The organism is Acinetobacter sp. MD2(2019) (assembly GCF_035615615.1).
In the GTDB taxonomy this organism is placed as follows: Bacteria; Pseudomonadota; Gammaproteobacteria; order Pseudomonadales; family Moraxellaceae; genus Acinetobacter.
In genome coordinates, this window is the sequence record NZ_VTDU01000001.1 from 118,304 (window position 1) to 142,800 (window position 24,497).

The window sequence follows — 24,497 nt, forward strand, 5'->3', positions numbered from 1 at the left end:
ACGCTATTCTCCTCGAGCAAATAATTTATCAAGTTGGTTTAATGGAAATGCACGCCATGTTGGACGACCGTGATTACATTGGCTTGCAAACTCGGTTTGTTCCATTTGGCGTAATAAAGCATTCATTTCAGACAAGCTGAGTTGACGATGTGCACGCACCGCGCCATGACAGGCCATACCTGCCAAAAGTTGATCACGTTTTTGCAATAACGCATGCGCTTCATCGTTTGGGTCTAAGTCATTCAATAAAGCAGGCACCAATTTGGAAAAATCTGCTTTTTGTAAAATTGCTGGCACTGCGCGCAAAATCACTTGTTCATCGCCATATTGGTCTATTTCTAAACCTAAACGTGCCAATTGTGGTTTTAAATCTTCCACACGATTGGCTTGCATACGACTAATTGAAACCACTTTAGGAATTAACAATTGTTGGGATTGCCAAAATGCTGGTTTATCCCATGCGGTTTTCATTTGTTGCAATAATATACGCTCATGCGCTGCATGCATATCGACAATGATTAACCCTTCGGTGTTTTGAGCCAAAATATAAATTCCATGTAATTGCGCAATTGCAATCCCGAGTGGATATTCATTTTGATGCACGGCAGATGTTTCAGCATCGACACGATCGGCTTTTAACGGTGCTAAATATTCTTTTAGAGCATTGTTTAACTGCTGCATATTCTGCGGCTGAGGAACACCCGAACTGGATGTGCGGTAATCCACAGACTTAACTTGTGCCGCGCTAAAATCGGTCAGCAATTCGGTTGATTCAGTCGACTGCACCGCTTGCAGCATTGCATTTGAATCGGAGGTTTGATATTCACGATATTGATGTAAAGATAAATTTTCTTGCACTGTGGGTTGTAAAATTTGTTGATCTTTACGCATCGCCTCGTTTAAATCTGCCGTTGCAGTCTGAAACTGGCTTAATGTCGCTTTTGCGTAATGTCTCACAAATTCATGCACTTCACGCTGATTCAAAAACCGAATTTCGTGCTTGGTTGGATGCACATTCACATCAATATTTTCAGGTTCGACTTCTAAAAACAACAAATAAGCAGAATACTGATGCCCATGCAAAATGCCATCGTATGCCATACGCAGCGCGTGGGTCATGGTTTTGTCTTTAACAATACGACCATTCACATAAATATATTGCAAATCCGCTTGTGATCTTGCATCGGATGGATGTCCAAGCCACCCCGTTAAACGCATATTGACGCTTTCGGCATCTATCCAATAGGCATTTTGGGTAAAGGGCTTGCCAAGCAGTTGTTGTACACGTTGAAAACGCAGTTCACCGCTTTCTGCAATGGGTAAATTGAGTCGAATCTGATCATTGTGTTCTAAAACAAAGCGAATTTCAAAATGCGTGAGTGCCAAACGTCGCACAATTTCTTCAATATGACCAAATTCTGTATTCGGTTTTTTTAAGAATTTACGCCGTGCAGGCACATTAAAAAATAAATCCTGCACGCGAATGTGTGTGCCTTTGTTTTTAGCAACAGCCAAAATTTCTTGATGATCAAACGCGGTGCCATTCACTTCAATTTGATAACCAATGCCAGAGTCATCTTGGCTGCTGACCAAACTTAAACGCGACACAGCGGCAATGGATGCTAAAGCTTCTCCACGAAATCCTAAGCTGACAATCGCCTGTAAATCTTCTGCGGTTTGAATTTTACTGGTTGCATGACGCATCACCGCCAAGGGCAAATCGTCAGGATGAATGCCTGCGCCATTATCTGCAATTTCAATTAAGGTACTGCCGCCTTGGGCAATGCGTACAATTAATTCGGTTGCACCCGCATCAATTGCATTTTCAAGCAATTCTTTGACCACAGATGCAGGACGTTCAATCACTTCGCCTGCTGCAATTTGGTTCGCAACCGCAGCCGTTAAATGATGAATACGTGAAGCGTTCGACATTAGTTTAAATCGCCCTCAAGTTGTGCCAATAACTGTGCTTGCGAAGTCGAAAGAATGACTTCGCGCTGCATTTCATCTTCAGTTTTTAAAATTTCGATGGTTAAGTCTGGTTTTGGAATTTCATTTCCACCTTGACTTGGCCATTCAAACAAAAATAACGCATTTCCGGTTTCTAAATAATCACGAATTCCCATTAACTCAAGCTCATACGGGTCGTTGAGTCGGTATAAATCGAAGTGATAAACGTTTTTTTCAACAATCGTGTATGGTTCAACCAAGGTGTAGGTTGGACTTTTAACCGCGCCTTTGTGCCCTAAAGTGTGCAATAAATAACGGGTAAATGTGGTTTTCCCTGCACCTAAATCACCAATAAGATAAATCACACCATGCTGAACATGACGTGCTACGGTTTGCGCCAATTGCTGAGTATCTGTTTCGGAATGAAGGTGAATGGTGAGAGAGTTGCTCATAGCGCCAAAAGTTAAAAGAAAATACAATGAATATGATAGCATTGCCCCTATTGAAAACCTACCACCTGTGTTTTTGTTTGTTTATTTTCAAGTAACCCCGATCTTATGCCTGAATCACATCCTCTCATTCCCATGCGCGATGGCGTGACTGCCAGTAAAGTGCATTTACCCAAACAATTAAAAGCAACCTTCATTTATGATTTTTTATGTGAAAAATTCCCACATATTAGCACAACCGAATGGCAACAACGCTTTCAAGATGGATTGATCTTAAATGCTGCGGGTGAAGTTTTATCCATTACACAAAAATATCAAACACAACAGCACATTTATTATTATCGGCATTTAGCCAAAGAAGTGCTTGTACCTTTTGAACATGAAATTTTGTTTGAAAATGATCATTTAATGGTTGTAGATAAACCGCATTTTCTAACTATGTCGCCAACAGGACAATACGTCCAAGAAACATTGTTGGTACGACTCAAACAACAAACCAATAATCCACAGCTCACCCCGATTCACCGTTTAGACCGAGAAACAGCGGGCGTGGTCTTATTTTCAAAACAACCAGAAACACGCAGTGTGTATCAAAATTTATTTGCAGCGCATTTAGTACACAAAAGCTATCATGCCATTGCAGCATTCAACACAACGCTTCAATTTCCTTGTCAGACTGCCTTTAAAATGCAAAAAGGTCAGCCTTTTTATACCATGCAAATTGTTGCAGGCGAGCCGAATAGTGAAACCAAAATTGAGCTCTTAGAACACAATGCACATTGGGGAAAATATTTACTCAAACCCAAAACAGGAAAACAACATCAACTGCGAGTTCATTTAAATGCACTTGGCATTCCAATTTTAAATGATCCGTTTTATCCCATTGTTAAACACAAAGATGAAGACGACTTTAGCCAACCGCTACAATTACTGGCAAAAGAGATTTATTTCGTTGACCCAATCACAAAACAAAAAATGGCGTTTTTTTCAACAAAAAATCTACTATTGCCAATACAATGTAATGACAATGAATTGATAAAAAACAATCAAACCCATTGAAATTACATTTCCTTTCGCTACAATAAAACTTGTGGCTTTATTTTGGTTAATCCGACAATGAGAAAATCTGAAGTTTATCAAATACGATTAGACTCCCAAGAAAAAAAACAAGCATTTGCGGTCTTTAAACAACTGGGGATTACGCCTGCTCAAGCAGTACGTTTATTTTTCAAACAAGTGGTGCTAACGAAATCAATTCCGTTTGCCATTGAAAATCAGAATATCGACATGGAGCAATTGCTCAGACTTCGCAACAAAATTAAGCCTACCCAAAACACATTAAAGTCGAATGATGGGCTGTTGTCTTCCAATGAGTTTGACCGTGAACACGATGACTTATTCGATGAATTAAATGCCTTACTTGGTGAAAGCGATCAGCCTTAAATTTACATTTTTATATACAATTCTTGCATTGTTGGCGTTATTTTTTGCTAGGCTGAAAGACCTACTCAGCACAATAAAAATAGGTCAACATAATGATTGTTCGAAAAGCCACTTTTGAAGACCTGCCACAACTTGCCATATTATTTGATGAATACCGCCAATTCTATGGTGCATCTTCAAATTTAGACTTATCTTTAAGTTTTTTAACTCAGCGCTACGAAAATCAAGAAAGTATCATTTTTATTCATATTAAAGATGATGTTTTTACTGGTTTTATCTTACTGTATCGCGGGTTTTCATCTGTAACCTGTTCAACTTACTTTATTTTAGACGATGTTTATGTCACGCCAATTTTCCGCAGACAAGGTTCGGCGCAGCAACTCATAGACACTGCAATATTGTTTGCAGGCTATGAAAATGCGCTACGAATTAGCTTAGAAACCCAAAAAACCAATCATATTTCGCAGCGCTTATATGAAAAAATGGGCTTTGTTGCCGATGATGAGTTCGAAACTTTTCACTGTTTCTTAAAGTAGATCTTGCGTTTTGGCGAGTTGAATATCTTGTTCGGACAAATAATACCAGTCCGATTCTGCTAAATCGCTTGGCAAGGTCAATTGTCCAATTTGTTGGCGGTGCAATTGCACCACTTTATTGCCAACTGCTGCAATCATGCGTTTGACTTGATGATACAACCCTTGATGAATCGTCATTTCTAACTGATATTCTGCCAATTGTTGAACATTTGTGGCCCGATAAATCCCTTCTTCATTACGCAATTCAACCCCAGATGTAAGCGATTCCAGTTGTGCAGGTGTAATTGGGTCGGCAGTGGTGACTCGATACACTTTGGCCACATGTTTACGCGGATGGGTTAAGGCTTGTAAAAACTGACCATCATCCGTTAAAAGTAATAAACCGGTTGTATCCTGATCTAGCCGACCAACACATTGTAAATTGCGCTGAATCAGCATTTCAGGGAAAAGTGCAAAAACGCTTTGATGATATTGCGGCTGATGTGAACATTCAAAACCTTGTGGTTTATTTAGGGCAATGTATATTTTTTCGCGAAATTGGTAATGCTCGCCAAAGACTTGAAATGCTAAATGCTCAGTCTGAATTTTTTGTTTCGGTTGATCACAAATTGCATCGTTAATGCGTACATGCCCTTCTTTAATCAAACGTTGGCATTCTTTTCTTGAACCAAAACCTTGTGACTGCAACATTTTTTCAAGCAGCATGTGAATCTCACTTTTATCAATATCGGCTAATTTTAACTGAAATTTACACGCCGCGCGAAATCTTGGTAGCAATTGTTTGATGAGTGATGTGCATTACACCATTTCTAGATAAAATCAGCTACAATCGTGCTCCCGAAATATGGTTGATCGCTACCTATGCTTGCCCAGCTTGATGTAAATTTAATCGTTCTTTTGGTTTTACTGGCTTGTGGTATCTTAAGTCAAAATGCCGCAGTGAGTATTGCAGCAGGCATATTAATTGTTTTTAAAATTACACCACTCAATCAATTTTTACCGTATTTACAACAACATGGCTTACAGTTTGGGGTGCTTATTTTAACCATTGGCGTGCTGACACCCATTGCAAGCGGCAGCTTAAGTGGCGACAGTATTTTAAAATCTTTTGTTAGTTTTAAGTCGATTGTTGCTATCGCGATTGGGCTTACAGTGGCATGGTTGGGTGGTCGTGGTGTCAAGCTGATGAGTAATCAACCCGATGTGGTTGCAGGCTTGCTGATTGGCACTGTGGCCGGCGTGGCTTTTTTGCGCGGTGTTCCTGTTGGGCCGCTAATTGCGGCAGGAATTTTATCCATCTTTATTGGAACATCTTAAACTGCATAAATAAAAAGGCTGCATGAGTTAGGCAGCCTTTTAAGTTGTTAGGAATAATATACCGTCCGTTGTTTGGAAAATCTTTCCAATTGCTTTAAAAATCCCTCAAAATAATTTTTTTCTTTATCTTCTGTTCTAAAGCCTGCATACAAGGTTCGGCGCAACCCGTTTGACCCAGCACAGTCCAAACGGCGACTGGTCACCCAGCCTTTTTGTTCATATTCGTTCACCACCCAATCGGGTAATGCGGCAATTCCCCGTCCACTGGCCACCAATTGAATCAACATTTGGGTTAAATCGGTGGTTCGGATCGATTTTGGCAGAATATTAGCCGGAATAAACACGTGCGCCATAATATCTAAGCGGTGTTTATCTACAGGATAGGTAATGAGCGTTTCTTCAGCCAATTCTTGAACGCTAATTTGACTGGCACGCACCAAATGATGCGTATTGGATAAAACTAACCGTGATTCATATTCAAAAATGGGAAAATATTCTATCCCTTTTAAGGCAATTGGGTCGGCAGTAATCAATAAATCGAATTCGTTATTTTGCAATAATTCATGTGGATTGGCTTCAAAAGCCGCAGCAAAGTCTAAATCGACATCGGGATATTGCTGACGATATTGGTTTAATAATGGCATCAACCAATCAAAGCAACTATGACATTCAGATGAAAAAATAATCCGCCCTGTTTGCCCATGAATAATACGGGTGATGTCACTTTGAGCGATTTGAATTTGTGGCAAAATATCATCGGCAAGCTTTAATAAGCGCTGCCCAACATTGGAAAATTGCAAAGGTCGCGTTCTGCGATTCACTACTTCAACACCAAACCAAGAATCTAACTCTTTTAATTGATGTGAGATTGCTGAAGGCGTTAAACACAAATCTTGTGCAGCAGCAACGAGTGAGCCGTGTTCACGCAGCGCAATCATGGTTTTAAGATGGCGAATTTCCAGCATTTGCCTAAACTCAAATTGAATTTAATTAATTTTAACACAATCTTGTTTATATTTTCTCAGCTATTATTTTTGAATCATTAAGATTTTATCTGTCACTGATGATTAGAAACCCAATCTTTATTGGTTAGCATTGCATCTAGCAAAAAAAAATGAGGAGCCCAAGCTCCTCATTTCTTAACATCTAAATCACTTATTTTTTCTGTTCAGGCAATGCCCATACCACAATCTTGTCGCCAAGTTTAGTACCCATTGCACCATTACCACCGACATAGGCTGCAATATACTGTCTACCATCAATTTCATAGCTGATCGGCATTGCGCCTGCGCCTGCGTCTAGACGTTGTTCCCACACCATCTTACCGGTCTTCACATCAAAGGCGCGCATAAAGTTATCCATTGCCGCACCAATAAAGGTTAAACCGCCAGCAGTGGTCATTGAACCACTGTCACTTGGTGTACCCATATCAAGTTTCACACGAGATGGAATACCCATTGGACCTTGGTCATAACCTGTACCAAGTGGACGTTTCCACAACACTTCTTTGGTGCGCATATCTACAGCAGCCAAGTAACCCCATGGTGGAGCAATACATGGCATGTTTAATGGCGACATCCACGGTTGTTTCTTCGCACCATATGGCAAGCCAATTTGCGGCATCACACTCGCTTTATGACCTGGGTTTTGGTACACCGACTTCTCATTTTTAATTTCATCACGGTTGATGAGATAAATCTGATACGGCAGACGTTCCGTGTTAATCACCATAATACCAAGCGCAGGGTTGATCGACATCCCACCCCAGTTCATACCACCGTGGTTACCCGGATAACCAATTGAACCTAAATGGTCTTTGGTTTTCAGTGTAGGCGGTGTATATAAACCATCGTAACGCATTTTATGGAACTGAATACGACACATCGCTTGGTCAAATGGAGAAATCCCCCATGTTGATGCTTCAGTCAATTTTTCATAATCTTTACCCGGAGCGCCAACGGTGTTCGGCATACCCGCAGAGATTGGTTGTGTAGGAGAAAGTTTTTCTTTCTTATCTACTGCATCAGTTGGTACTGGAATTTCTTTGATCGGCATTAACGCCTTGCCTGTTTCACGATCGAGTACAAAAATCTCACCCGATTTAGTCGCTTGAATCAATGCAGGACGGTTGCCTTTGTCGGTTTTCCAGTCAGTTAAGGTCGGTTGTGGACCAATATCGAAGTCCCAAACATCGTGATGTACGGTTTGGAATTTCCATTTTTGCGCACCTGTGCGTGAATCAACCGCAACAACCGAGGTATTGTACATACCATCTTCTTTGGTACGTTGTGCACCGTAGAAGTCACCTGACGCATTACCTGTACCTAAGTACACCATGTGTAAATCATCATCTGCAGAGATAATGGTCCAAACGTTTGGTGTCGCTTGACGGTAGTTTTGCGCACCAGTTAATGGCTTGCTGTTTAATGGACGAGCTGGATCCCAAACCCATTTCACTTGACCAGTTACAGCATCAAATGCACGAACCAAGCCAGATGGCGCACGGTAGTCTTCACCATCGGTAATTTTGTGACCAATCACCGCCACACCGTCAATAATTGCAGGTGGAGAAGTGACTGCAACAAAACCTGTAATGGTTTTACCAATGTTTTCATTCAGGTTCACCGTACCATTATGACCAAAGTCACGGCACGCTTCACCCGTTTGCGCATCGACTGCCAATAAGCGACTGTCCATCGTACCCCAAAGAATACGTGTTTGACATTGCTGTAATTTTTGTGGCGCTTTATAAATGGATACACCACGACAAATGGTTGAACCATTATTTACAAATGCTTCTTTATTGGTCTTCGGATCGACACGCCATTTTTCTTGACCAGTTTTCGCATCTAATGCAAACACTTGCCCCATTGGGTTACAAGAATACATGGTGCCATCAACCACAAGCGGTGCAGCTTCAGCCGACCATTTTGACTTAATGCCCTTCATCTGAGCCAAGCCTTTGGTGTCGTAACTCCACACTTGTTGTAATTGCGCGACATTATCCGGCGTAATTTGCTTGGCAGGAGAGAATTTTTGTGCAAGGTTCGAACCGCCATACGCTGTCCAACTACTTGCATTATTACTTCCTGCTAAATTGCCTGAAATATTGCTAATGCTTTCACGTCCGTAATTTTCATTGGCATGTGCCAATGCACCCTCAGCCGCTAAATCGGTATGAGGATTGTTAAATAACGGAATTAAAATGGTCACCAACATGATTAAAGAGATTCCTCCCGTTAATCCTGTATAGATGATCGGCATAATATTTTGCGATTTTTTTGCAAAGGCTTTGCGTAATGGCGATTGTAATGCCCACAAGAAAAAGCCTAAAACAATAATCCAGTTATAACGTGGCAGAAGTGCCCAACCATCCCAACCTGCTTCTGACAATCCCCAGAAGAAGGTTGCAACTGCAAACGCTGCAAATAACCAAATGGCGGCTACATGACGTTTTGCGACAAAAAAACTTAACAATGCGGTGACAACACCAGCAATTAGGTAATACCAAGAACCACCTACCATCACCAATTGCACACCTAAATAAAGCAATGCAATGGCAACCACAGCGGTGATTAATGAATAAATAAATAGAAAAATATTCGATTTTTTACCTAGATTTGATTCTGAGTCCATAAAACCTCCTTTTTCAAATCAGAAAACCGCTTTTAGACGATGCAAAACAGTATCGCATCAAGAATAAAAGGCTAAAAAAATAGCAATTTTAAGACTGAAGTCCGCTTAAAATGCCAGCCAGATAAAAGACGACAAATTTTATACTACTAAAGAATGAATGCAACTCTTATGTTTAAGCCGCAAGATAAAATATTTGAACCAAAATGGCGCACCTAAATACAAATTTGAAGCTAAAAATATTTACTTTTTGAAGGGTAAGAATAAACCAATATATCTATATTATTGATTATAAAAGTAAGAATTTCTAATTTACATTATTTAAAAGAATAAATTAAAAATTTTTAGACTAAAATTTGACGCGATGATGTGGGTAATCATCAATGATAAACAGAAAACTTTTTTGTAAAGCATCAACGAAAATAATTTTTTTCTGTGTGTAATGTTATAAAAAAGACCTAGGCACAGCCTGTGTACCTAGGTCCCAATCATTCAATAACGATTTATGCAGTCAATTCTTTAACCGCAGCAACAACCGCTTCAGTGGTAATACCAAAATGTTGGAACAAGTCTTTTGCAGGTGCAGATTCACCATAAGTGGTCATACCGATCACTTTGCCATCTAAACCAACAAACTTCCACCAGTAATCCACATGCGCAGCTTCTACTGCGACACGTGCACGAATATGTGCAGGTAATACCGCTTCACGATACGCAGCATCTTGCTTCATGAACTCTTCAGCACATGGCATAGAGACCACACGCACACCTTCAAGCTGTACATATGCGTCCATAGCCAATGCAACTTCTGAACCGGTTGCAATAATAATCGCTTTTAATTCACCTTTTTCAGCCGCAAGCACATAACCACCTTTCGCAGCGTCTTGAATTTGTGCTTCAGTACGTGCTTGGAATGCTAAGTTCTGACGAGAAAGGATTAATGCGGTTGGACCATCTTTACGCGCTAAACCAGATTTCCACGCAATCGCTGTTTCAACAGTATCCGCAGGACGCCAAGTATTTAAGTTTGGTGTACCACGAAGTGAAGCAATTTGTTCAATCGGTTGATGCGTTGGACCATCTTCACCCAAACCGATTGAGTCATGGGTATAGACATGAATCACACGTTGTTTCATTAACGCAGACATGCGCACGGCATTACGTGCATATTCCATAAACATCAAGAATGTTGCAACGTAAGGAATAAAGCCACCATGTAAAGCCACACCGTTAGCAATAGCGGTCATACCGAATTCACGCACGCCGTAGTACACGTAGTTGCCTGCGGGATTGTCTTGTACGCCTTGGCAACCTTTCCAAAGGGTTAAGTTAGAACCCGCTAAGTCGGCAGAACCCCCTAAGAATTCAGGCAGTAATGGACCAAACGCTTGTAAGGTATTTTGGCTCGCTTTACGTGTAGCAATGGTTTCTGCTTTTTCATTGGTTGCCGCAATAAAAGCATCCGCTTGCGCTAAGAAGTCAGCCGGTAAATCACCATTTAAACGGCGTGCTAATTCAGCAGCTTCTGTTGGATATTTCGCTTGATATTGTGCAAAGATATCATTCCACGCTGCTTCAGAGCTTTGACCTTTTTCTTTTGCATCCCAAGCCGTGTAAATATCCGCAGGGATTTCAAAAGCAGTTTCAGACGTCCAACCCAATGCTTGACGCGTTAATGTAATTTCGTCTTTACCAAGTGGCGCACCGTGGCAATCTTCTTTACCTTGTTTATTTGGAGAACCTAAACCAATAATCGTTTTACAAATAATTAAGGTTGGTTTGTTGCTTTCCGCTTTTGCTTCAATAGTCGCTTGACGAAGTGCAGCAGCATCGTGACCATCAACACGAAGAACTTGCCAGCCATAGGCTTTGAAACGTTGTTCTGTGTCGTCAGAGAACCAGCCTTCAACTTCACCATCAATTGAAATGCCGTTGTCATCATAGTAAGCAATCAGTTTGCCTAAACCTAAAGTTCCCGCTAATGAACAGACTTCGTGCGAAATCCCTTCCATTAAACAACCATCACCTAAGAAACAGTAAGTGAAGTGATCAACAACTTGAAGATCGTCTTTGTTGAATTGCGCTGCTAAAGTCTTTTCAGCAAGTGCAAAACCAACCGCATTGGCAATACCTTGACCTAATGGACCTGTTGTGGTTTCAATACCCGGTGCATAGCCCAATTCTGGGTGACCCGGTGTTTTAGAATGCAATTGACGGAATTGTTTTAAATCGTCAAGTGAAAGATCGTACCCTGTTAAATGCAGCAGTGCATAGTGCAACATTGAACCATGACCATTTGATAAAACAAAGCGGTCGCGGTTTGCCCATTGTGGGTTGGTTGGATTATGGTTTAAAAATTCACGCCAAACCACATCGGCAATATCTGCCATCCCCATTGGCGCGCCTGGATGGCCTGAATTAGCTTGCTGTACAGCATCCATAGCGAGTACACGAATTGCGTTTGCAACACGACGTTCGTTTAAAGGAGTCGTCATAGGTCAGGATCCAATTTCTAAAGTGAACAAATAAAAAACTCAAACGCGTATATTGTCTTAAAAAAATGCGAATGGGTAAAGCTTATTTGTACTTAGATTTACATAATTTCATGATCAACGAGAGCTAAAGCCAACATTTAGGTACAGATAATTAAGACGGTGCAACTTTTTTATTATTTCGACGCTGTAAATACTCTTCTTTTGTATACTCGAGATTCAATACACAGGTTCGACTCAGCATTATCTGTCTAACCTTAGATGGTACATGTCAAAATAGTAATAAAATACCCCCAACTTAAAAAGTCGGGGGTAGATGAATTAAAACTTAATGCTTTCGTTATCTTTACTTACCTTCGACAACTTTAATGCCAGTAATTTCCAAATTAACTCGGCGGTCAGGTTGTAAGCAAGCTTTTAACGCTTCTTTACTTAGAGTATCTAAACAATCTTTGGTTATAGGATCTGATTTTCCTTGGCTAGAAACATTATAATCAGTTTCTATACCATGGCGTACCAAATAATTACGTATTGTTTCAGCACGCGCCATACCTAACTTATTGTTATATTGCTCAGAACCTAAGCGATCGGTATGTCCAACAATATTTATTTGTTTTACCGCAACATAACCTTTTTTCAGCTTATCTACTAAGACATCAAGCTCAAGCTTACCTTTAGGAAGGATATCATTAACACCAGACTTATCGAACTTAAACAATGCATCTGCTGAGAGTTGAATAGCTTCCTTTTCATACACAACTGGAGCAGGTTCTTGTACAGTTGCGACTGGTGGACACCAACGATGACTAACATTACCTGCACACGCAGTTAAAAATAATGGGGCCAAGACAAGTACAATATATTCTTTTTTCATTTTATCACCTTGTATATCATTCACTTGAAATATAAATGTAAGACAAATCACAAGTTACTTATTATTTCCAAGTAAACTTAAGACCTACTGTACCCTTATAAGCTTCACGCTTTTCAGATGAGAAAGAATGCTCATAACGTCCATCAGCGTAAATATAACCATGTTGACTTACAGGCAGTTGTACACCGACACCCACAGAACCCCACGTATCATTATACTGTTCCTTAATTTGATCAGGACCAATATCAATATTTCTTTGATTTAAGAAATCATGTAATACATTCGCAGTTAAATAGAAAGTATTGGTTCTTAATCCCTTCGCTTCGCTATTGTGAGCCAAACGGAATCCTAAGCGACCACGCAACCCATGTTGGTCATTTTGATCAACTGTGCGAATACCATCATTAAATGAATCTAAGTTTAGGTATTGATAACTAAGTTGTGCTTGTGGTTCAAACATCCAACCAGATTCGCTATCTTTATGCTTATTTATAGCGTATGGGCGCCCTACTTCTGCAGAAACTATAGCGCCGAAACCATTTTGTTTAACTTGATCTAAATCATAAGAATTATAAGTATTTCTTAAATGAGAAAATTGACCGACTAAATCTATATAAGAGCCATTTTTGTCATAATAAGTATTATATAAACCCAAACTGAAGGCATCAGTTTTTCCATTCCCAGTATATTTATTTGCGACAACTTCACCATCAACAGCTCTATAGCGATCTTCAAAATCCATATCACTACGGCTATATGAAAGATATGCACCTGTGTGGTTGCGTGATTGCTTTTCTACATTTTCATGAATAATAAAATCATGACCTAGTTGTATAAGATATTGTTCACCATTTACATTAAAGCGATTTTTTCCCTCTAAATCTAAATGACTACCAACAATACGCCCCCAACTTTGTCCTTTATTATCTTTTACACATGTTCCACATTCGTCCCAAGCCAAAGTTTGATTCTCGCCACGACGTTCGTGCAGCGTAGCTAGTGAGGTGTAACCTAATTCCATGTTGGCAATAGGCATTTGAACGTAACCTGAAACCTCAGGATTATAAATATCTATTACTGGGTTTACTGGATCTACTTCTGGGTTTTCTGGATTTACCGGATCAACTTCTGGGTCTACTGGATCTACTGTTTTTGCTGTTGCAGTCCAATAATATTCATCGGTATTTGTTGTGGGATTATTTCTCATTGCAAGTTGAACTTGAGATACCCCTGTAGTTCTTGCACTTCCTTGGAATGCACGTTCCCCTGCTGTTTCTACATAAACAACTGGTATTGTATTAATAACATTTTGGGTTTGAGCTACATTACCATCTATAATATTTTCTGTACCGTTCACTCCCACAGGAATAACTGTTGTCATGCCTGTTGCAGTGCCTGTTATGGTTAAAACATCAGAGGATGAGTTTGTTCCGACTTCATCACCTGGCGAATTCCATAAAGTATTCATTTTAACAATTGCATTGCCACTGGCCGTATAATTTCCTTCAATTTTTAGCTTATCCCCAACATTGCTATTATCTAGATTAATTACACCATTATTTGAGGTAATTTGATCGCCCTTAAGCGTAAAGTCTGAACTTCCCCAATTAACACTATCAGCATCAAAGCCATTTAAAGTAGAGTTATTTAGCTCCAATGTAGAAAATGTAGACGTGGTTTCGGTGTCTTTTTTTGCAAGTTGCCATATAGTATTATTATTCAATGTCAAATCAATTGATGATGATGTTCCCATTTCTGTAAGACCTTGAATTTTACCACCGCTTACAGACATATCAATATTTGATGCGTCACCAACTTGTAATAGAGCACCCGATTTAGCTGCTATTAGCTGGGTATTATCCCCTGTAAAATTAAATTTAACATCTCCTTGATTTTCTGCGAGACTAAGTAATGAGGCATTTGAGGTATCATCTGAAATTGCAAAATCAGCATTATTAATATTTGCTGAAATTTCTTTTGTAGAATCTTGTGTCCACGAAGTTAGGAAATCATCACCTACACGAATTGCAGAATCTTTAGAACGAACTTTAAATTCTTTTGTTTTACTTGCTTCTAACTTAGAACCATTATAAGTTAAAACAATTGCTTCGCCTTTGGCATCAGACTGATCAATATTTACACTTGAACCTTCACCAAAAATAATTTGGCCTGCACCCCACCCATCCCTATTATAATAATTGAATAGGGGAAATGATCTATCTTTTTTACCAATATGTAATGCATTACCACCACCATGCAAGGTAATTACGGTATCGCCCAACAACTCTACTGTTGGCATAGCTCTAGAGTCGGAGTCTTTCCCTGAAACATAAACACCATTACCGTACGCTGCGGTAATATCAGCCTTATAGTCACCCTTAATAACAACATGCGCTGTAGGTCCAATGCCTGTTTTAGTAACAGTTCGTGTATTAGTACCATCATTATTTTGAATAGCTCGAATCCCTGTTACAGGGTTTGTATTGTTATTATTCGTTTTTGTCGCTTTAAATGTATAGTCATTAATTTCAATATAATTTGTTCTACTATTCCCTGAATCTTTACCCAAGTCAGCATATGCTTGACCTGCCATTATACCGTTAATATCGCCATTATTTGCATTTTTAAATTCCAAATTGACGTTTTTAAAATAAACACTACCACCAAAAGCAGCACCCAAACCAGTAATAGAGTTATCTCCAGCATTTGCACCATCTGCAACAATTTTTAAATTATTACCCGTTAATGTGTTATATCGAATTTGCGAACTATCAAACCCTCGAGTTGCCAATAAAACTCCAGCATAACCATAATTCAAATTAGTAAAAACAATATCTTCGTTTTCTAAAACAAAATTTTTACCATACCCATCAACTGTTGGTGTGTAATAAACTTGTTTTATATTTGATGATGCATAATCTCCATTAGGAGTCTTATCTGCAGAAATAATCTTACACTCAAAGTTGTTCTCAGGAACATTATAATTACCACAAGTTGCACTAAATCCAAGCACTGGTGTTAACATCAATCCAACACCTAATAATACAGATGACTTACTCGAAGATTTTGTTTTTTTCCCAAGCTCAGAGCAAACAACCCATAAATTTAGTGATGCAGACCAAACCAACTTATATATTTTATTCATAAAAACACCATTTTTTTAATTTATTTGCAAACTATATCACATAAATATAGATTATATATTAATCAAAAACAACAAAAAGATAATTTTATTCAGCAAAAAAAACAAAAAAGACCAGATCTTGGTCTTCTTCAAAAAATTCAAATATTGGGTGGTGCTTCAAAAAGTATGCTGAAATAAAAACAGGTAAGAATTTGATACTATAGAGAAATGCTAATCACTCTACACATCAAATGTCCTACCTGCCTGAGCGACAGTATAAAGAAAAATGGTACAAAAGTAGATGGTAAACAAAATTACCAATGCAAAATATGTAAACGTCAATTTATCGGTGATCATGCGCTCAGCTATCAAGGTTGCCATTCAGGCATAAAAACCAAAATATTACACCTGATGGCGCGAGGCAGTGGTGTTAGAGATATTGCAGAAGTTGAAAGAGTCAGCATCGGCAAAGTTTTACGTACACTCAGTCAATCAAACTATCAGCTCCAAGCACAGCAAAGTCATTATGAAACCCTTGAAGTAGATGAGTTCTGGACTTTTGTAGGCAATAAGCAAAATAAACAATGGTTGATCTATGCCTATCATCGAGAAACAGGTAAAATCGTTGCTTATGTTTGGGGTAAGCGAGATTTAGCGACTGCAAAACGGCTTAAGGCAAGATTAAAGCAGCTAGGAATTATCGAGTGATTGCTGGGATAGTTTTGTTACGACTTTTAAAAAGTGCAAACAATTGATTGGTAAGTTTTTCACTGTGGGTATTGAAGGCAATAATTGTCGATTGCGGCATCGAATCAGGCAAGGCTTTAGGAGAAGCTGCAACTTCTCTAAAAAGCTTGAGAATCATTTCAAAGCTTTTGATTTAGTATTCTTTTATATCAACAATGGATTCGTCTAATGCCAGCATACTTTTTGAAACACTACCTAATTATTTAGCAGTCAAATTGTTAAAAATATGCAACCTCTATTAACCATAAAACACCAAACCTAGTTAAACATTATAAAAAGTACAAAGCACAAATATGTCTACTTATTCTGGTAATAAAGTGGTATCCCAACCACCACCTAAAGCATTAACCAACGCTACACTGTTTTGCAATTGTGCCGACTGTAGCTGCAATAAATTTTGCTCATTCGATAATCGGGTCGCTTCGCTACTGGCAACATAGGTGTAATCAATCATGCCTTCATTGTATTGATTACGCTTAATTCGCGCGGTTTCAGATGCAGCAGCCAAAGCATGTTGAGTGTGCACAAGTTCTTTGGCTAAACTGTTGGCCTTTGCCAAGTCATCTTCAATGCCTTGCATGGCTTCTAAAATAGTTTGTTTATAGCGCGCAACCGCAGCATTGTAAGCCGCTTGCGATTGTTTCACTTTGGCTTTATTGGCGCCAAAATCGAAAATACTTTGCGTTGCCGATGCACCTAACGACCACACTAAATTTTGTGCACTAATTAAATTGGCAAAACGATTACCTGAATATCCACCCGCCGAAGACAAGCTGATATCGGGGAAATAACCCGCAACCGCAATGCCAATCGCTTCATTGGCTGCAGCCAAATTACGTTCGGCAGATGCAATATCAGCACGGCGCTCTAATAAGCGACTTGGCAAAGTTAAAGGAATATTAGGAATGCTTGCTAAAGTGCCTTGATGGATTGGCAGATTAAATTCTGCAGGCATTTTCCCAATTAACATGGCAATCGCGTGTTCATATTGTGCGCGTTGCCAAACTAAATCTTCACGCGAAGCTTGTGCGCTATATAAAGATTGTTCAGCTTGGGTTAAGTCAGACTTTGCAATGATGCCTTCTTTATATTTGGCAGATAATACTTTGTGATAACGCTGATAAGTTGCAATAGTTTGATCGTACAGTGCAATCCGTTTATCTAGCACCCGCAAGGCAAAGTAGTTTTGCACCAAGGTGGTTTGCGCGCTTAAAGTTGCATTGGCTAAATCGGCAGCACTGGCTTGTGCCGAAGCTTTATTTTCTGCAGTGCTGCGTTTGAGCTTGCCCCACAAATCCAGTTCCCAACTTAAATTCGCTTTGGCGCTAAAATCATTATTTGGACTTGAATTACCCGATTGAGCACGACTTGCATTTGTACTTACTGAAACAGAGGGCATTTGCCCTGATTTGGCTTGATTCACCAAAGCCGCCGCTTGTTCATATTTAGCCGTATACTGCGCTACATTTTGATTCGACAGCACCACTTGCTCAACCAACGCATTTAATGTGTTGTCTTGATACATCTGCCACCATTCACCACGTAGATTTTGATCTTGCGGATTCGCAAGCTTCCAGCCTTGAGCTTCTTTATATTGCACAGGTGTAGAAATTTGTGGTGGTTGATAGTTTGGCCCCACTGTGCATCCTGAAAATAACGGCAATAAACCACATAAAGCCAGTGATAATTTATTTTTTAACATAATCTTGCTCATCATTCACAGATTTAAGTAGATGTGGTTTTTTCCAAAACGATTTTACCCAACTGCCAAACCGATCTAAATATACATACACCACAGGCGTGGTATATAAAGTGAGTAATTGGCTAAAAACCAATCCACCACAAATTGCAATACCAAGTGGACGATGCAATGCCGCACTAGCCCCTGTTTGTAAAATTAAAGGCAATGCACCAAAAAATGCCGCCAATGTCGTCATTAAAATTGGTCGAAAACGTTGATCACAGGCCTGAACAATGGCTTGTTCGGGGTCAATACGCTGCTGTTTCTCTGCACTTAAGGCAAAATCAATCATTAAAATGGCATTCTTTTTAACAATGCCAATCAGCAATAAAATACCAATTAAAGCAATAATGGTCAGCTGAGTATTGGTCATCATCATTAAAACCAATGCCCCAACCCCTGCCGAGGGCAAGGTCGATAAAATGGTGATTGGATGAATCCAACTTTCGTACAATATTCCAAGTAAAATGTAGATTGTTGCAAGGGCTGAAAAAATCAGCCATGGCATCTGCTTCACCAAACTTTGAAACACCTGCGCTGTACCTTGCAAACTACCATGAATACTGTCGGGTACACCAATACTTACCATTGCTTTATCAATTGCCAATTGCGCTTGTTGCAAAGACACACCATCGGCTAAGTTAAAGGCAATGGTGGTTGTTGCCATTTGCCCCTGATGTGCAACCGACAACGGCGTAGTGGTCGACTCTAAATGCGTAAAGTCTGAAATCGCAATTTTTTGATTACTACTGGTGAGTACATAAAGCTGATTCAATACCGCAGGGTCTTGCGTGTACCGACTGTCTAAACCTAAAATGGCATAGTACTGATTAAGCATTTGGTATTGCGTGGCAATTTGCCGTTGGCTAAAGGCATTATTCAAAAACGTATCAATTTCTTTTACATTCAACCCATAACGCTTGGCAGCATCGCGATCAATCACCACTTTAACATTCAACCCACCCGACTCTGCATCACTATCTACACTGGTTAATTCTGGCAGTTTTTTTAAAGTGGCATATACTTTCGGACTCCACTCTCGCAAGCTTTGTAAGCTATCCGACTGTACACTGTATTGATACGTGGCATTGGCACTGCGACCACCTACACGCAAATCTTGTGCAGGCATTAAAAATAAAGACGCACCTGCCATATCTTTGGTTTTTTGGGTCAGGCGATTAGCAATTTGCATTGCACTTTCACTGCGTTGATTTTGGTCTTTTAAACGCACAAAAAATTGACCCGAATTGCGCGAACCAAAACCGCCCCCACCTGTCGATGCCAACACATATTCAATGTCTTTGTCTTTTTGCAACATTTGACTAATCGACTTTAAACGAGGCTCGAGCGCCTGAAAACTGGTGGTTTGATCTGTACGTAGCATACCGAATAACATGCCGTTATCTTGTTCGGGAAATAAACCTTTTTGCACCACATTGTATAAAAAAACATTGGCAATAACAGTGATGAGCAACACCAACATGGTCATGCGTTTATGCTGCATAACGCGGTTTAAACTGCTGACATAAATCCGTTGTAATGTATTTAAGCCACGAGAGATGGCCGCCATGACCTTGTTTTCTTGCTGCTTTGGCGCATGTTTTAATAAATGCGCGCATAGCATGGGTGTTAAGGTCAATGAAATAAATAAGGAAATAATTAATGCAACCGACAACGTGACTGCAAATTCTCGAAACAAACGCCCAAGTACACCATCCATAAGCAAAAGTGGAATAAACACCGCAATCAGCGAAGCTGTCATAGAAAGCACAGTAAAACCGACTTCACGACTGCCCTTTATCGCCGCTTGCATCGGGGATAACCCTGCTTCGATATGCCGAGTGATATTCTCTAACACCACAATCGCATCATCCACCACAAAGCCTGTGGCAATAATTAATGCCATCATCGAAAGTGCGTCTAAGGTATAACCCAGCACATACATGGCAGCAAAGGTACTTACAATGGAAATGGGCAATGCAATAGCAGGAATCAATACTGCTCGACCTTTACCTAAAAAGATAAACACCACCGAAATCACCAATAAAATGGCAATCATTAAGGTGCGTTCAGTTTCATGTAAGGCACTGCGAATCGTTAAAGATCGGTCAATTGCCGTGGTAATTTTGGTGCCGTTGGGCAACATTTGGTTCAGAACGGGCAATAAAGCTTTAATTGAATCAATGGTTTCAAGCATGTTCGCGCCCGCTTGGCGGGTTACGGCAATTGAAACCGAAGGCTGATTATTAAAATAGCCTGCCGAGTAGGCATCTTGAACTGAGTCAGTGACCGTTGCAACATCGTGTAGACGCACCGCTGCACCGTTCCGATAAGCAATGACTAAGTTTTCGTAGTCTTTGGCTTTACTCAGTTGTCCATTGGCATTAATCCACCACGTATGTTTTTCACCGCTTAATAATCCACGTGGCGCATTGCTAGTGGCATTATTAACGGCTTGACGTACGGTGTCTAAAGCAATGCCATAGCTATTCAGCTGTTGAGGTTCAAGATTAATTCGCACCGCAGGCAAGGCTCCGCCACGAATTGAAACTTGCCCCACGCCTTTTACCTGTGCAATTTCTTGCTGCAATTTACTCGAAGCTAAATCGTATAGTTGTCCTCGATTTAAGCTGTTAGAGGTCAATGCCAACATTAAAATGGGGGCATCCGATGGATTGGCTTTACGGTAGTTCGGCAATTGCTTCATACTGCTCGGCAATAAGCTTCTTGCGGCATTAATGGCGGCTTGTACGTCACGCACAGCGCCATCAATATCTCGATTTAAATCGAATTGCACCACCACACGGGTTGACCCTTGCCCACTGGTCGACGTCAACTCGGTGATACCACCAATTTGCCCCATCGCACGTTCAAGTGGCGTTGCTACCGTTGCCGCCATAGTTTCAGGGCTTGCACCTGCCAAACTTGCCGAAACCACAATGGTTGGTGTGTCAATTTTCGGTAAGGGTGCAACCGCTAAAAATCGAAATGCCAAAGCCCCCAATAAAGTGAGAGCCAAACTCACCAAAAGTGTGCCGATGGGACGGGTAATGAAAATCTTAGAGAAATTCATACCGCATCCTTTTTCTTAGCTTGCGTTAAGCGCTCAAAAGCCAGATAAATAACGGGTGTAGTAAATAAAGTTAAAAGTTGGCTACAGATTAAGCCACCAACAATCACTAAACCTAAAGGCTGACGTAATTCTGCCCCTGAACCCGAAGCGAACATGAGTGGCACAGCACCCAGTAATGCTGCACAGGTGGTCATGAGAATGGGTCTAAAACGCAACATACAGGCTTGATAAATCGCATCAAGCGGTGTTTTGCCCTGCTTTTTTTCCTCTAGAGCAAAGTCAATCAGCATAATGGCATTTTTTTTCACAATCCCGATTAAAAGAATGACTCCAATTAAGGCAATTAAACTAAACTCTGTACCTGTTAATTTTAACGCCAATAGCGCGCCAATCGCCGCAGAGGGCAAAGTTGAAAGTACCGTAATCGGATGAATCCAACTTTCATATAAAATCCCAAGCACAATATACATGCTGATCACCGCCGCCAAAATCAGCCACAATGTATTGCTACTGGCAGCACTAAAGGCTTCAAGTGCACCTTGATATTGTAAATTCACCGTATCCGGCAAATGTATGCTTTGCTTGACCTCAGTGATGGCTTGACGCGCTTGCTCAACCGAATAACCATCGGCCAAGTTAAACGATACCGTTGCCGCAGGGGTTTGATCACGGCGTGCATAGGTCGTAAAACCATTTCTTTCTGACACCGTAATTAAGTTGCTTAAAGGCACCATCGTTGAAGCAGTTGAATTATTGGTCGATGTGCTTGAACTCGTTGCGCTTGTGGTGGCGGCCTTTAAGTAGATATTTGAAAAAGCCGATAAATCTTGCTTATACTGCGGTGCAACTTCAAGCACCACACGGTACTGGTTGGCTTGAGTATAAATGGTCGAAATTAAATGTTGCCCAAAAGCATTATACAAAGCAGCATCTATATCATTGGCAGTTAATCCATAACGACTTGCGGCGTCACGATTAATTTCCACATACGCAACTTTAGCCTGATCTTGTAAATTAGTGTTCACAGCTTTGAATTCAGGACGTTGTTTTAACGCATCGACAAAGTTTGGAACCCATTGCTGTAAATCTGCCTGTGTCGATGTATCTAAAGTCAATTGATACTGACTTGGCGTGACCTGATCATCCACATTTAAGTCTTGGCTTTTAATGGCATACAGCTGAATACCTGCAATATTTGCAGCACGTTGTTTGAGTCGTGCAATCACATCATCGGCTTTATCTCGCTCGGAAAAATCTTTTAAACTAATTTGCAAACGCCCCGTGTTTAAGGCGCTGTTATTGGTCGCATCTCCCCCAACAATCGAGGCAATCGAATCCACCGCAGGGTCTTGTTGTAATGCTGCGGCTAAGGCCTGTTGGCGTTTTGCCATTTCGTTAAACGATACATCTTGCGAGGCAATGGTAATGCCTTGAATTTTACCTGTGTCTTGCGCAGGGAAAAATCCTTTTGGAATCCAAACATATAACGCGGCTGTTACCACCAGTGATAATACGGCAACAATTAAGGTAAAGCCTTGGTGTGCCAATACCCATTGCAAACATTTTTCGTAAAACTTCAGTAGTTGATCAAAACCTTTTCCAAAACCGCGCACCACAGGATTATGTTGTTCTTCGGGAATATGTTTGAGTAAATAGGCACTTAACATGGGTGTTAGAGTTAAAGATACAAACATCGACACCAAAATAGACACTGCAAGCGTAATGGAAAATTCACGGAATAAGCGCCCAATCACATCTCCCATAAACAACAGTGGAATCAGCACCGCAATTAAAGATACAGTTAAAGAAATAATGGTAAAACCAATTTCTCGCGAACCTTTGAGTGCAGCTTGCAGCGGTTCTTCACCATTTTCAATATGCCGTTGAATGTTCTCAACCACCACAATCGCATCATCAATCACAAAACCTGTAGCAATGGTGAGCGCCATTAAGGTTAAGTTATTCATTGAAAACCCTGATAAATACATCACCCCAAACGTACCAATAATCGATAACGGCACGGCCAAACTTGGAATGAGCGTGGTGGCAAAGGTGCGTAAAAATAAGAACGACACCATTACCACCAAGGCAATGGCGAGCATTAACTCAAACTGCACATCTGAAATAGACGCACGAATGGTATCGGTACGGTCGGACAGCGTTGAAATTTTAACTGATGCAGGCAGGCTCGCTTGAAGCTCAGGCAATTTTTCCCGAATGGTGTCAACAATAGATACCACATTGGTGCCGGGTTGGCGCTGAATATTGACAATAATGGCCGGTTTACCATTTGCCCACGCTTCTTGATATTGGTCTTGCGCGGCTTGTTCAACCGTTGCGACATCTCGTAAATACAGCGCTTGCCCATTTTCATATTTTAAAATCAGATTTTTATATTCTTCAGGGGTTTGCAGTTGATCATTGGCATCAATCGTAACTGAACGCGCGACACCATCAAATCCACCTTTAGAGCCATTCACATTGGCGTTATTAATGATGGTATTGACATCACTGAGCGTTAAACCATAGTTTGCAAGCAAGGTTGGATTAACCTGAATTCTCACTGCAGTTTGCTGCCCACCTGCAAGGCTGACCAAACCGACTCCTGAAATTTGCGATAATTTCAGCGCCACGCGGGTATTCATCAAGTCTTGCACTTGAGTTAAAGGTAAAGTGTCTGAAGTGGCTGCAAGGGTTAAAATTGGGGTATCCGCAGGATTAACTTTTTTATAGGTCGGTTTATTCGGTAATTCAGAAGGTAATAATGAATCGGCGGCATTAATCGCGGCTTGAACTTCTTGTTCGGCCACATCTAAGGAGGTATCTAAGTTGAATTTTAAGGTAATCACCGATGCACCGCCCGAACTGGTCGAATACATTTGGTTCAAACCGGCCATTTGCCCCAATTGGCGCTCAAGTGGTGCAGTCACGCCACTGGTCATCACCTCCGCCCCTGCACCCGGAAACTGTGTAGTGACTTGAATAATGGGATAATCCACCTCAGGCAATGCAGAAATAGATAAGCTTCGATAAGCCAAAAGCCCACTTAAGATGATGGCAATCATCATCAGCATGGTGGCAATTGGTCTTTGAATAAAAATACGAGATGGATTCATGG

At 40.5% G+C, this 24,497-nt stretch carries 14 protein-coding genes and 2 pseudogenes; 5 read left to right on the forward strand and 11 right to left on the reverse strand.

Annotated features, from left to right (window positions below):
* Positions 1-3 precede the first annotated feature (3 nt).
* Entirely contained in the window at positions 4-1,932 is a 1,929-nt protein-coding gene (gene mutL / locus I2F62_RS00590) for a DNA mismatch repair endonuclease MutL (protein WP_324625090.1), read from the reverse strand.
* A complete protein-coding gene (gene tsaE, locus I2F62_RS00595) occupies positions 1,932-2,402 on the reverse strand; it encodes a tRNA (adenosine(37)-N6)-threonylcarbamoyltransferase complex ATPase subunit type 1 TsaE (RefSeq protein ID WP_324625091.1) in 471 nt (156 codons plus the stop codon). The genes mutL and tsaE overlap by 1 nt, the downstream gene beginning before the upstream one ends.
* Before the next feature lie 105 nt (positions 2,403-2,507).
* Here tsaE and I2F62_RS00600 point away from each other — a divergent pair, with 105 nt between their 5' ends.
* From I2F62_RS00600 to I2F62_RS00610, 3 genes and pseudogenes are all read left to right on the forward strand, one after another.
* Positions 2,508-3,458: a pseudouridine synthase gene (locus tag I2F62_RS00600; protein WP_324625092.1), complete on the forward strand. Its 951-nt coding sequence runs from the start codon at positions 2,508-2,510 to the stop codon at positions 3,456-3,458.
* Between the two features lie 57 nt (positions 3,459-3,515).
* Positions 3,516-3,710 (forward strand): annotated as a pseudogene (locus tag I2F62_RS13160) (type II toxin-antitoxin system RelB/DinJ family antitoxin); the annotation flags it as partial.
* 224 nt (positions 3,711-3,934) lie between these two features.
* The gene (locus I2F62_RS00610) at positions 3,935-4,378 is read left to right on the forward strand and encodes a GNAT family N-acetyltransferase (protein ID WP_324625094.1); all 444 of its coding nucleotides are present in this window, start codon (positions 3,935-3,937) and stop codon (positions 4,376-4,378) included.
* On the opposite strand, the gene I2F62_RS00615 is transcribed toward I2F62_RS00610, so the two are convergent.
* Complete coding sequence (locus I2F62_RS00615; protein ID WP_324625095.1) at positions 4,370-5,083, reverse strand: 16S rRNA pseudouridine(516) synthase; 714 nt, start codon at positions 5,081-5,083, stop codon at positions 4,370-4,372. The genes I2F62_RS00610 and I2F62_RS00615 overlap by 9 nt on opposite strands.
* Before the next feature lie 156 nt (positions 5,084-5,239).
* On the opposite strand from I2F62_RS00615, the gene I2F62_RS00620 reads away from it, so the two are divergent.
* Complete coding sequence (locus tag I2F62_RS00620; RefSeq protein WP_324625096.1) at positions 5,240-5,695, forward strand: DUF441 domain-containing protein; 456 nt, start codon at positions 5,240-5,242, stop codon at positions 5,693-5,695.
* A 47-nt stretch (positions 5,696-5,742) separates the two neighbouring features.
* Here I2F62_RS00620 and I2F62_RS00625 read toward each other — a convergent pair whose 3' ends face one another.
* The 5 genes from I2F62_RS00625 to I2F62_RS00645 form a co-directional block, all read right to left on the reverse strand.
* A complete protein-coding gene (locus I2F62_RS00625) occupies positions 5,743-6,660 on the reverse strand; it encodes a LysR family transcriptional regulator (protein ID WP_324625097.1) in 918 nt (305 codons plus the stop codon).
* 190 nt (positions 6,661-6,850) lie between these two features.
* The gene (locus I2F62_RS00630) at positions 6,851-9,331 is read right to left on the reverse strand and encodes a membrane-bound PQQ-dependent dehydrogenase, glucose/quinate/shikimate family (RefSeq protein WP_324625098.1); all 2,481 of its coding nucleotides are present in this window, start codon (positions 9,329-9,331) and stop codon (positions 6,851-6,853) included.
* Positions 9,332-9,831: 500 nt separating this feature from the next.
* A complete protein-coding gene (tkt, locus tag I2F62_RS00635) occupies positions 9,832-11,823 on the reverse strand; it encodes a transketolase (RefSeq protein ID WP_324625099.1) in 1,992 nt (663 codons plus the stop codon).
* A gap of 343 nt (positions 11,824-12,166) precedes the next feature.
* Positions 12,167-12,694 (reverse strand): OmpA family protein, encoded by a 528-nt coding sequence (locus I2F62_RS00640; protein WP_324625100.1) that lies wholly within the window; start codon positions 12,692-12,694, stop codon positions 12,167-12,169.
* 61 nt (positions 12,695-12,755) lie between these two features.
* Positions 12,756-15,839 carry an autotransporter outer membrane beta-barrel domain-containing protein gene (locus tag I2F62_RS00645; RefSeq protein WP_324625101.1) on the reverse strand — a complete coding sequence of 1,028 codons (3,084 nt, stop codon included), beginning with the start codon at positions 15,837-15,839 and terminating at the stop codon, positions 12,756-12,758.
* A 207-nt stretch (positions 15,840-16,046) separates the two neighbouring features.
* Between I2F62_RS00645 and I2F62_RS00650 the strand changes: the two are divergent.
* A pseudogene (locus I2F62_RS00650) lies at positions 16,047-16,734 on the forward strand (IS1 family transposase).
* 132 nt (positions 16,735-16,866) lie between these two features.
* Here the strand turns inward: I2F62_RS00650 and I2F62_RS00655 are convergent.
* Genes I2F62_RS00655 through I2F62_RS00665 form a run of 3 tightly spaced genes read right to left on the reverse strand, consistent with a single transcriptional unit; the run spans position 16,867 to position 24,495 of the window.
* The gene (locus I2F62_RS00655; protein WP_324625102.1) at positions 16,867-18,267 is read right to left on the reverse strand and encodes an efflux transporter outer membrane subunit; all 1,401 of its coding nucleotides are present in this window, start codon (positions 18,265-18,267) and stop codon (positions 16,867-16,869) included.
* The gene (locus I2F62_RS00660) at positions 18,254-21,379 is read right to left on the reverse strand and encodes an efflux RND transporter permease subunit (RefSeq protein WP_324625103.1); all 3,126 of its coding nucleotides are present in this window, start codon (positions 21,377-21,379) and stop codon (positions 18,254-18,256) included. The genes I2F62_RS00655 and I2F62_RS00660 overlap by 14 nt, the downstream gene beginning before the upstream one ends.
* Positions 21,376-24,495, reverse strand: a complete 3,120-nt coding sequence (locus tag I2F62_RS00665) for an efflux RND transporter permease subunit (RefSeq protein WP_324625104.1) — start codon at positions 24,493-24,495, stop codon at positions 21,376-21,378. Before I2F62_RS00665 ends, I2F62_RS00660 begins: the two co-directional genes overlap by 4 nt.
* Between the last annotated feature and the right edge of the window lie 2 nt (positions 24,496-24,497).

What these genes read in the sequence shown, in the direction of transcription:
- mutL (WP_324625090.1), bottom strand. Translation starts at nt 1,932, where the DNA reads ATGTCGAACGCTTCACGTATTCATCATTTAACGGCTGCGGTTGCGAAC.
- tsaE (WP_324625091.1), bottom strand. Translation starts at nt 2,402, where the DNA reads ATGAGCAACTCTCTCACCATTCACCTTCATTCCGAAACAGATACTCAG.
- I2F62_RS00600 (WP_324625092.1), top strand. Translation starts at nt 2,508, where the DNA reads ATGCCTGAATCACATCCTCTCATTCCCATGCGCGATGGCGTGACTGCC.
- I2F62_RS00610 (WP_324625094.1), top strand. Translation starts at nt 3,935, where the DNA reads ATGATTGTTCGAAAAGCCACTTTTGAAGACCTGCCACAACTTGCCATA.
- I2F62_RS00615 (WP_324625095.1), bottom strand. Translation starts at nt 5,083, where the DNA reads ATGCTGCTTGAAAAAATGTTGCAGTCACAAGGTTTTGGTTCAAGAAAA.
- I2F62_RS00620 (WP_324625096.1), top strand. Translation starts at nt 5,240, where the DNA reads ATGCTTGCCCAGCTTGATGTAAATTTAATCGTTCTTTTGGTTTTACTG.
- I2F62_RS00625 (WP_324625097.1), bottom strand. Translation starts at nt 6,660, where the DNA reads ATGCTGGAAATTCGCCATCTTAAAACCATGATTGCGCTGCGTGAACAC.
- I2F62_RS00630 (WP_324625098.1), bottom strand. Translation starts at nt 9,331, where the DNA reads ATGGACTCAGAATCAAATCTAGGTAAAAAATCGAATATTTTTCTATTT.
- tkt (WP_324625099.1), bottom strand. Translation starts at nt 11,823, where the DNA reads ATGACGACTCCTTTAAACGAACGTCGTGTTGCAAACGCAATTCGTGTA.
- I2F62_RS00640 (WP_324625100.1), bottom strand. Translation starts at nt 12,694, where the DNA reads ATGAAAAAAGAATATATTGTACTTGTCTTGGCCCCATTATTTTTAACT.
- I2F62_RS00645 (WP_324625101.1), bottom strand. Translation starts at nt 15,839, where the DNA reads ATGAATAAAATATATAAGTTGGTTTGGTCTGCATCACTAAATTTATGG.
- I2F62_RS00655 (WP_324625102.1), bottom strand. Translation starts at nt 18,267, where the DNA reads ATGTTAAAAAATAAATTATCACTGGCTTTATGTGGTTTATTGCCGTTA.
- I2F62_RS00660 (WP_324625103.1), bottom strand. Translation starts at nt 21,379, where the DNA reads ATGAATTTCTCTAAGATTTTCATTACCCGTCCCATCGGCACACTTTTG.
- I2F62_RS00665 (WP_324625104.1), bottom strand. Translation starts at nt 24,495, where the DNA reads ATGAATCCATCTCGTATTTTTATTCAAAGACCAATTGCCACCATGCTG.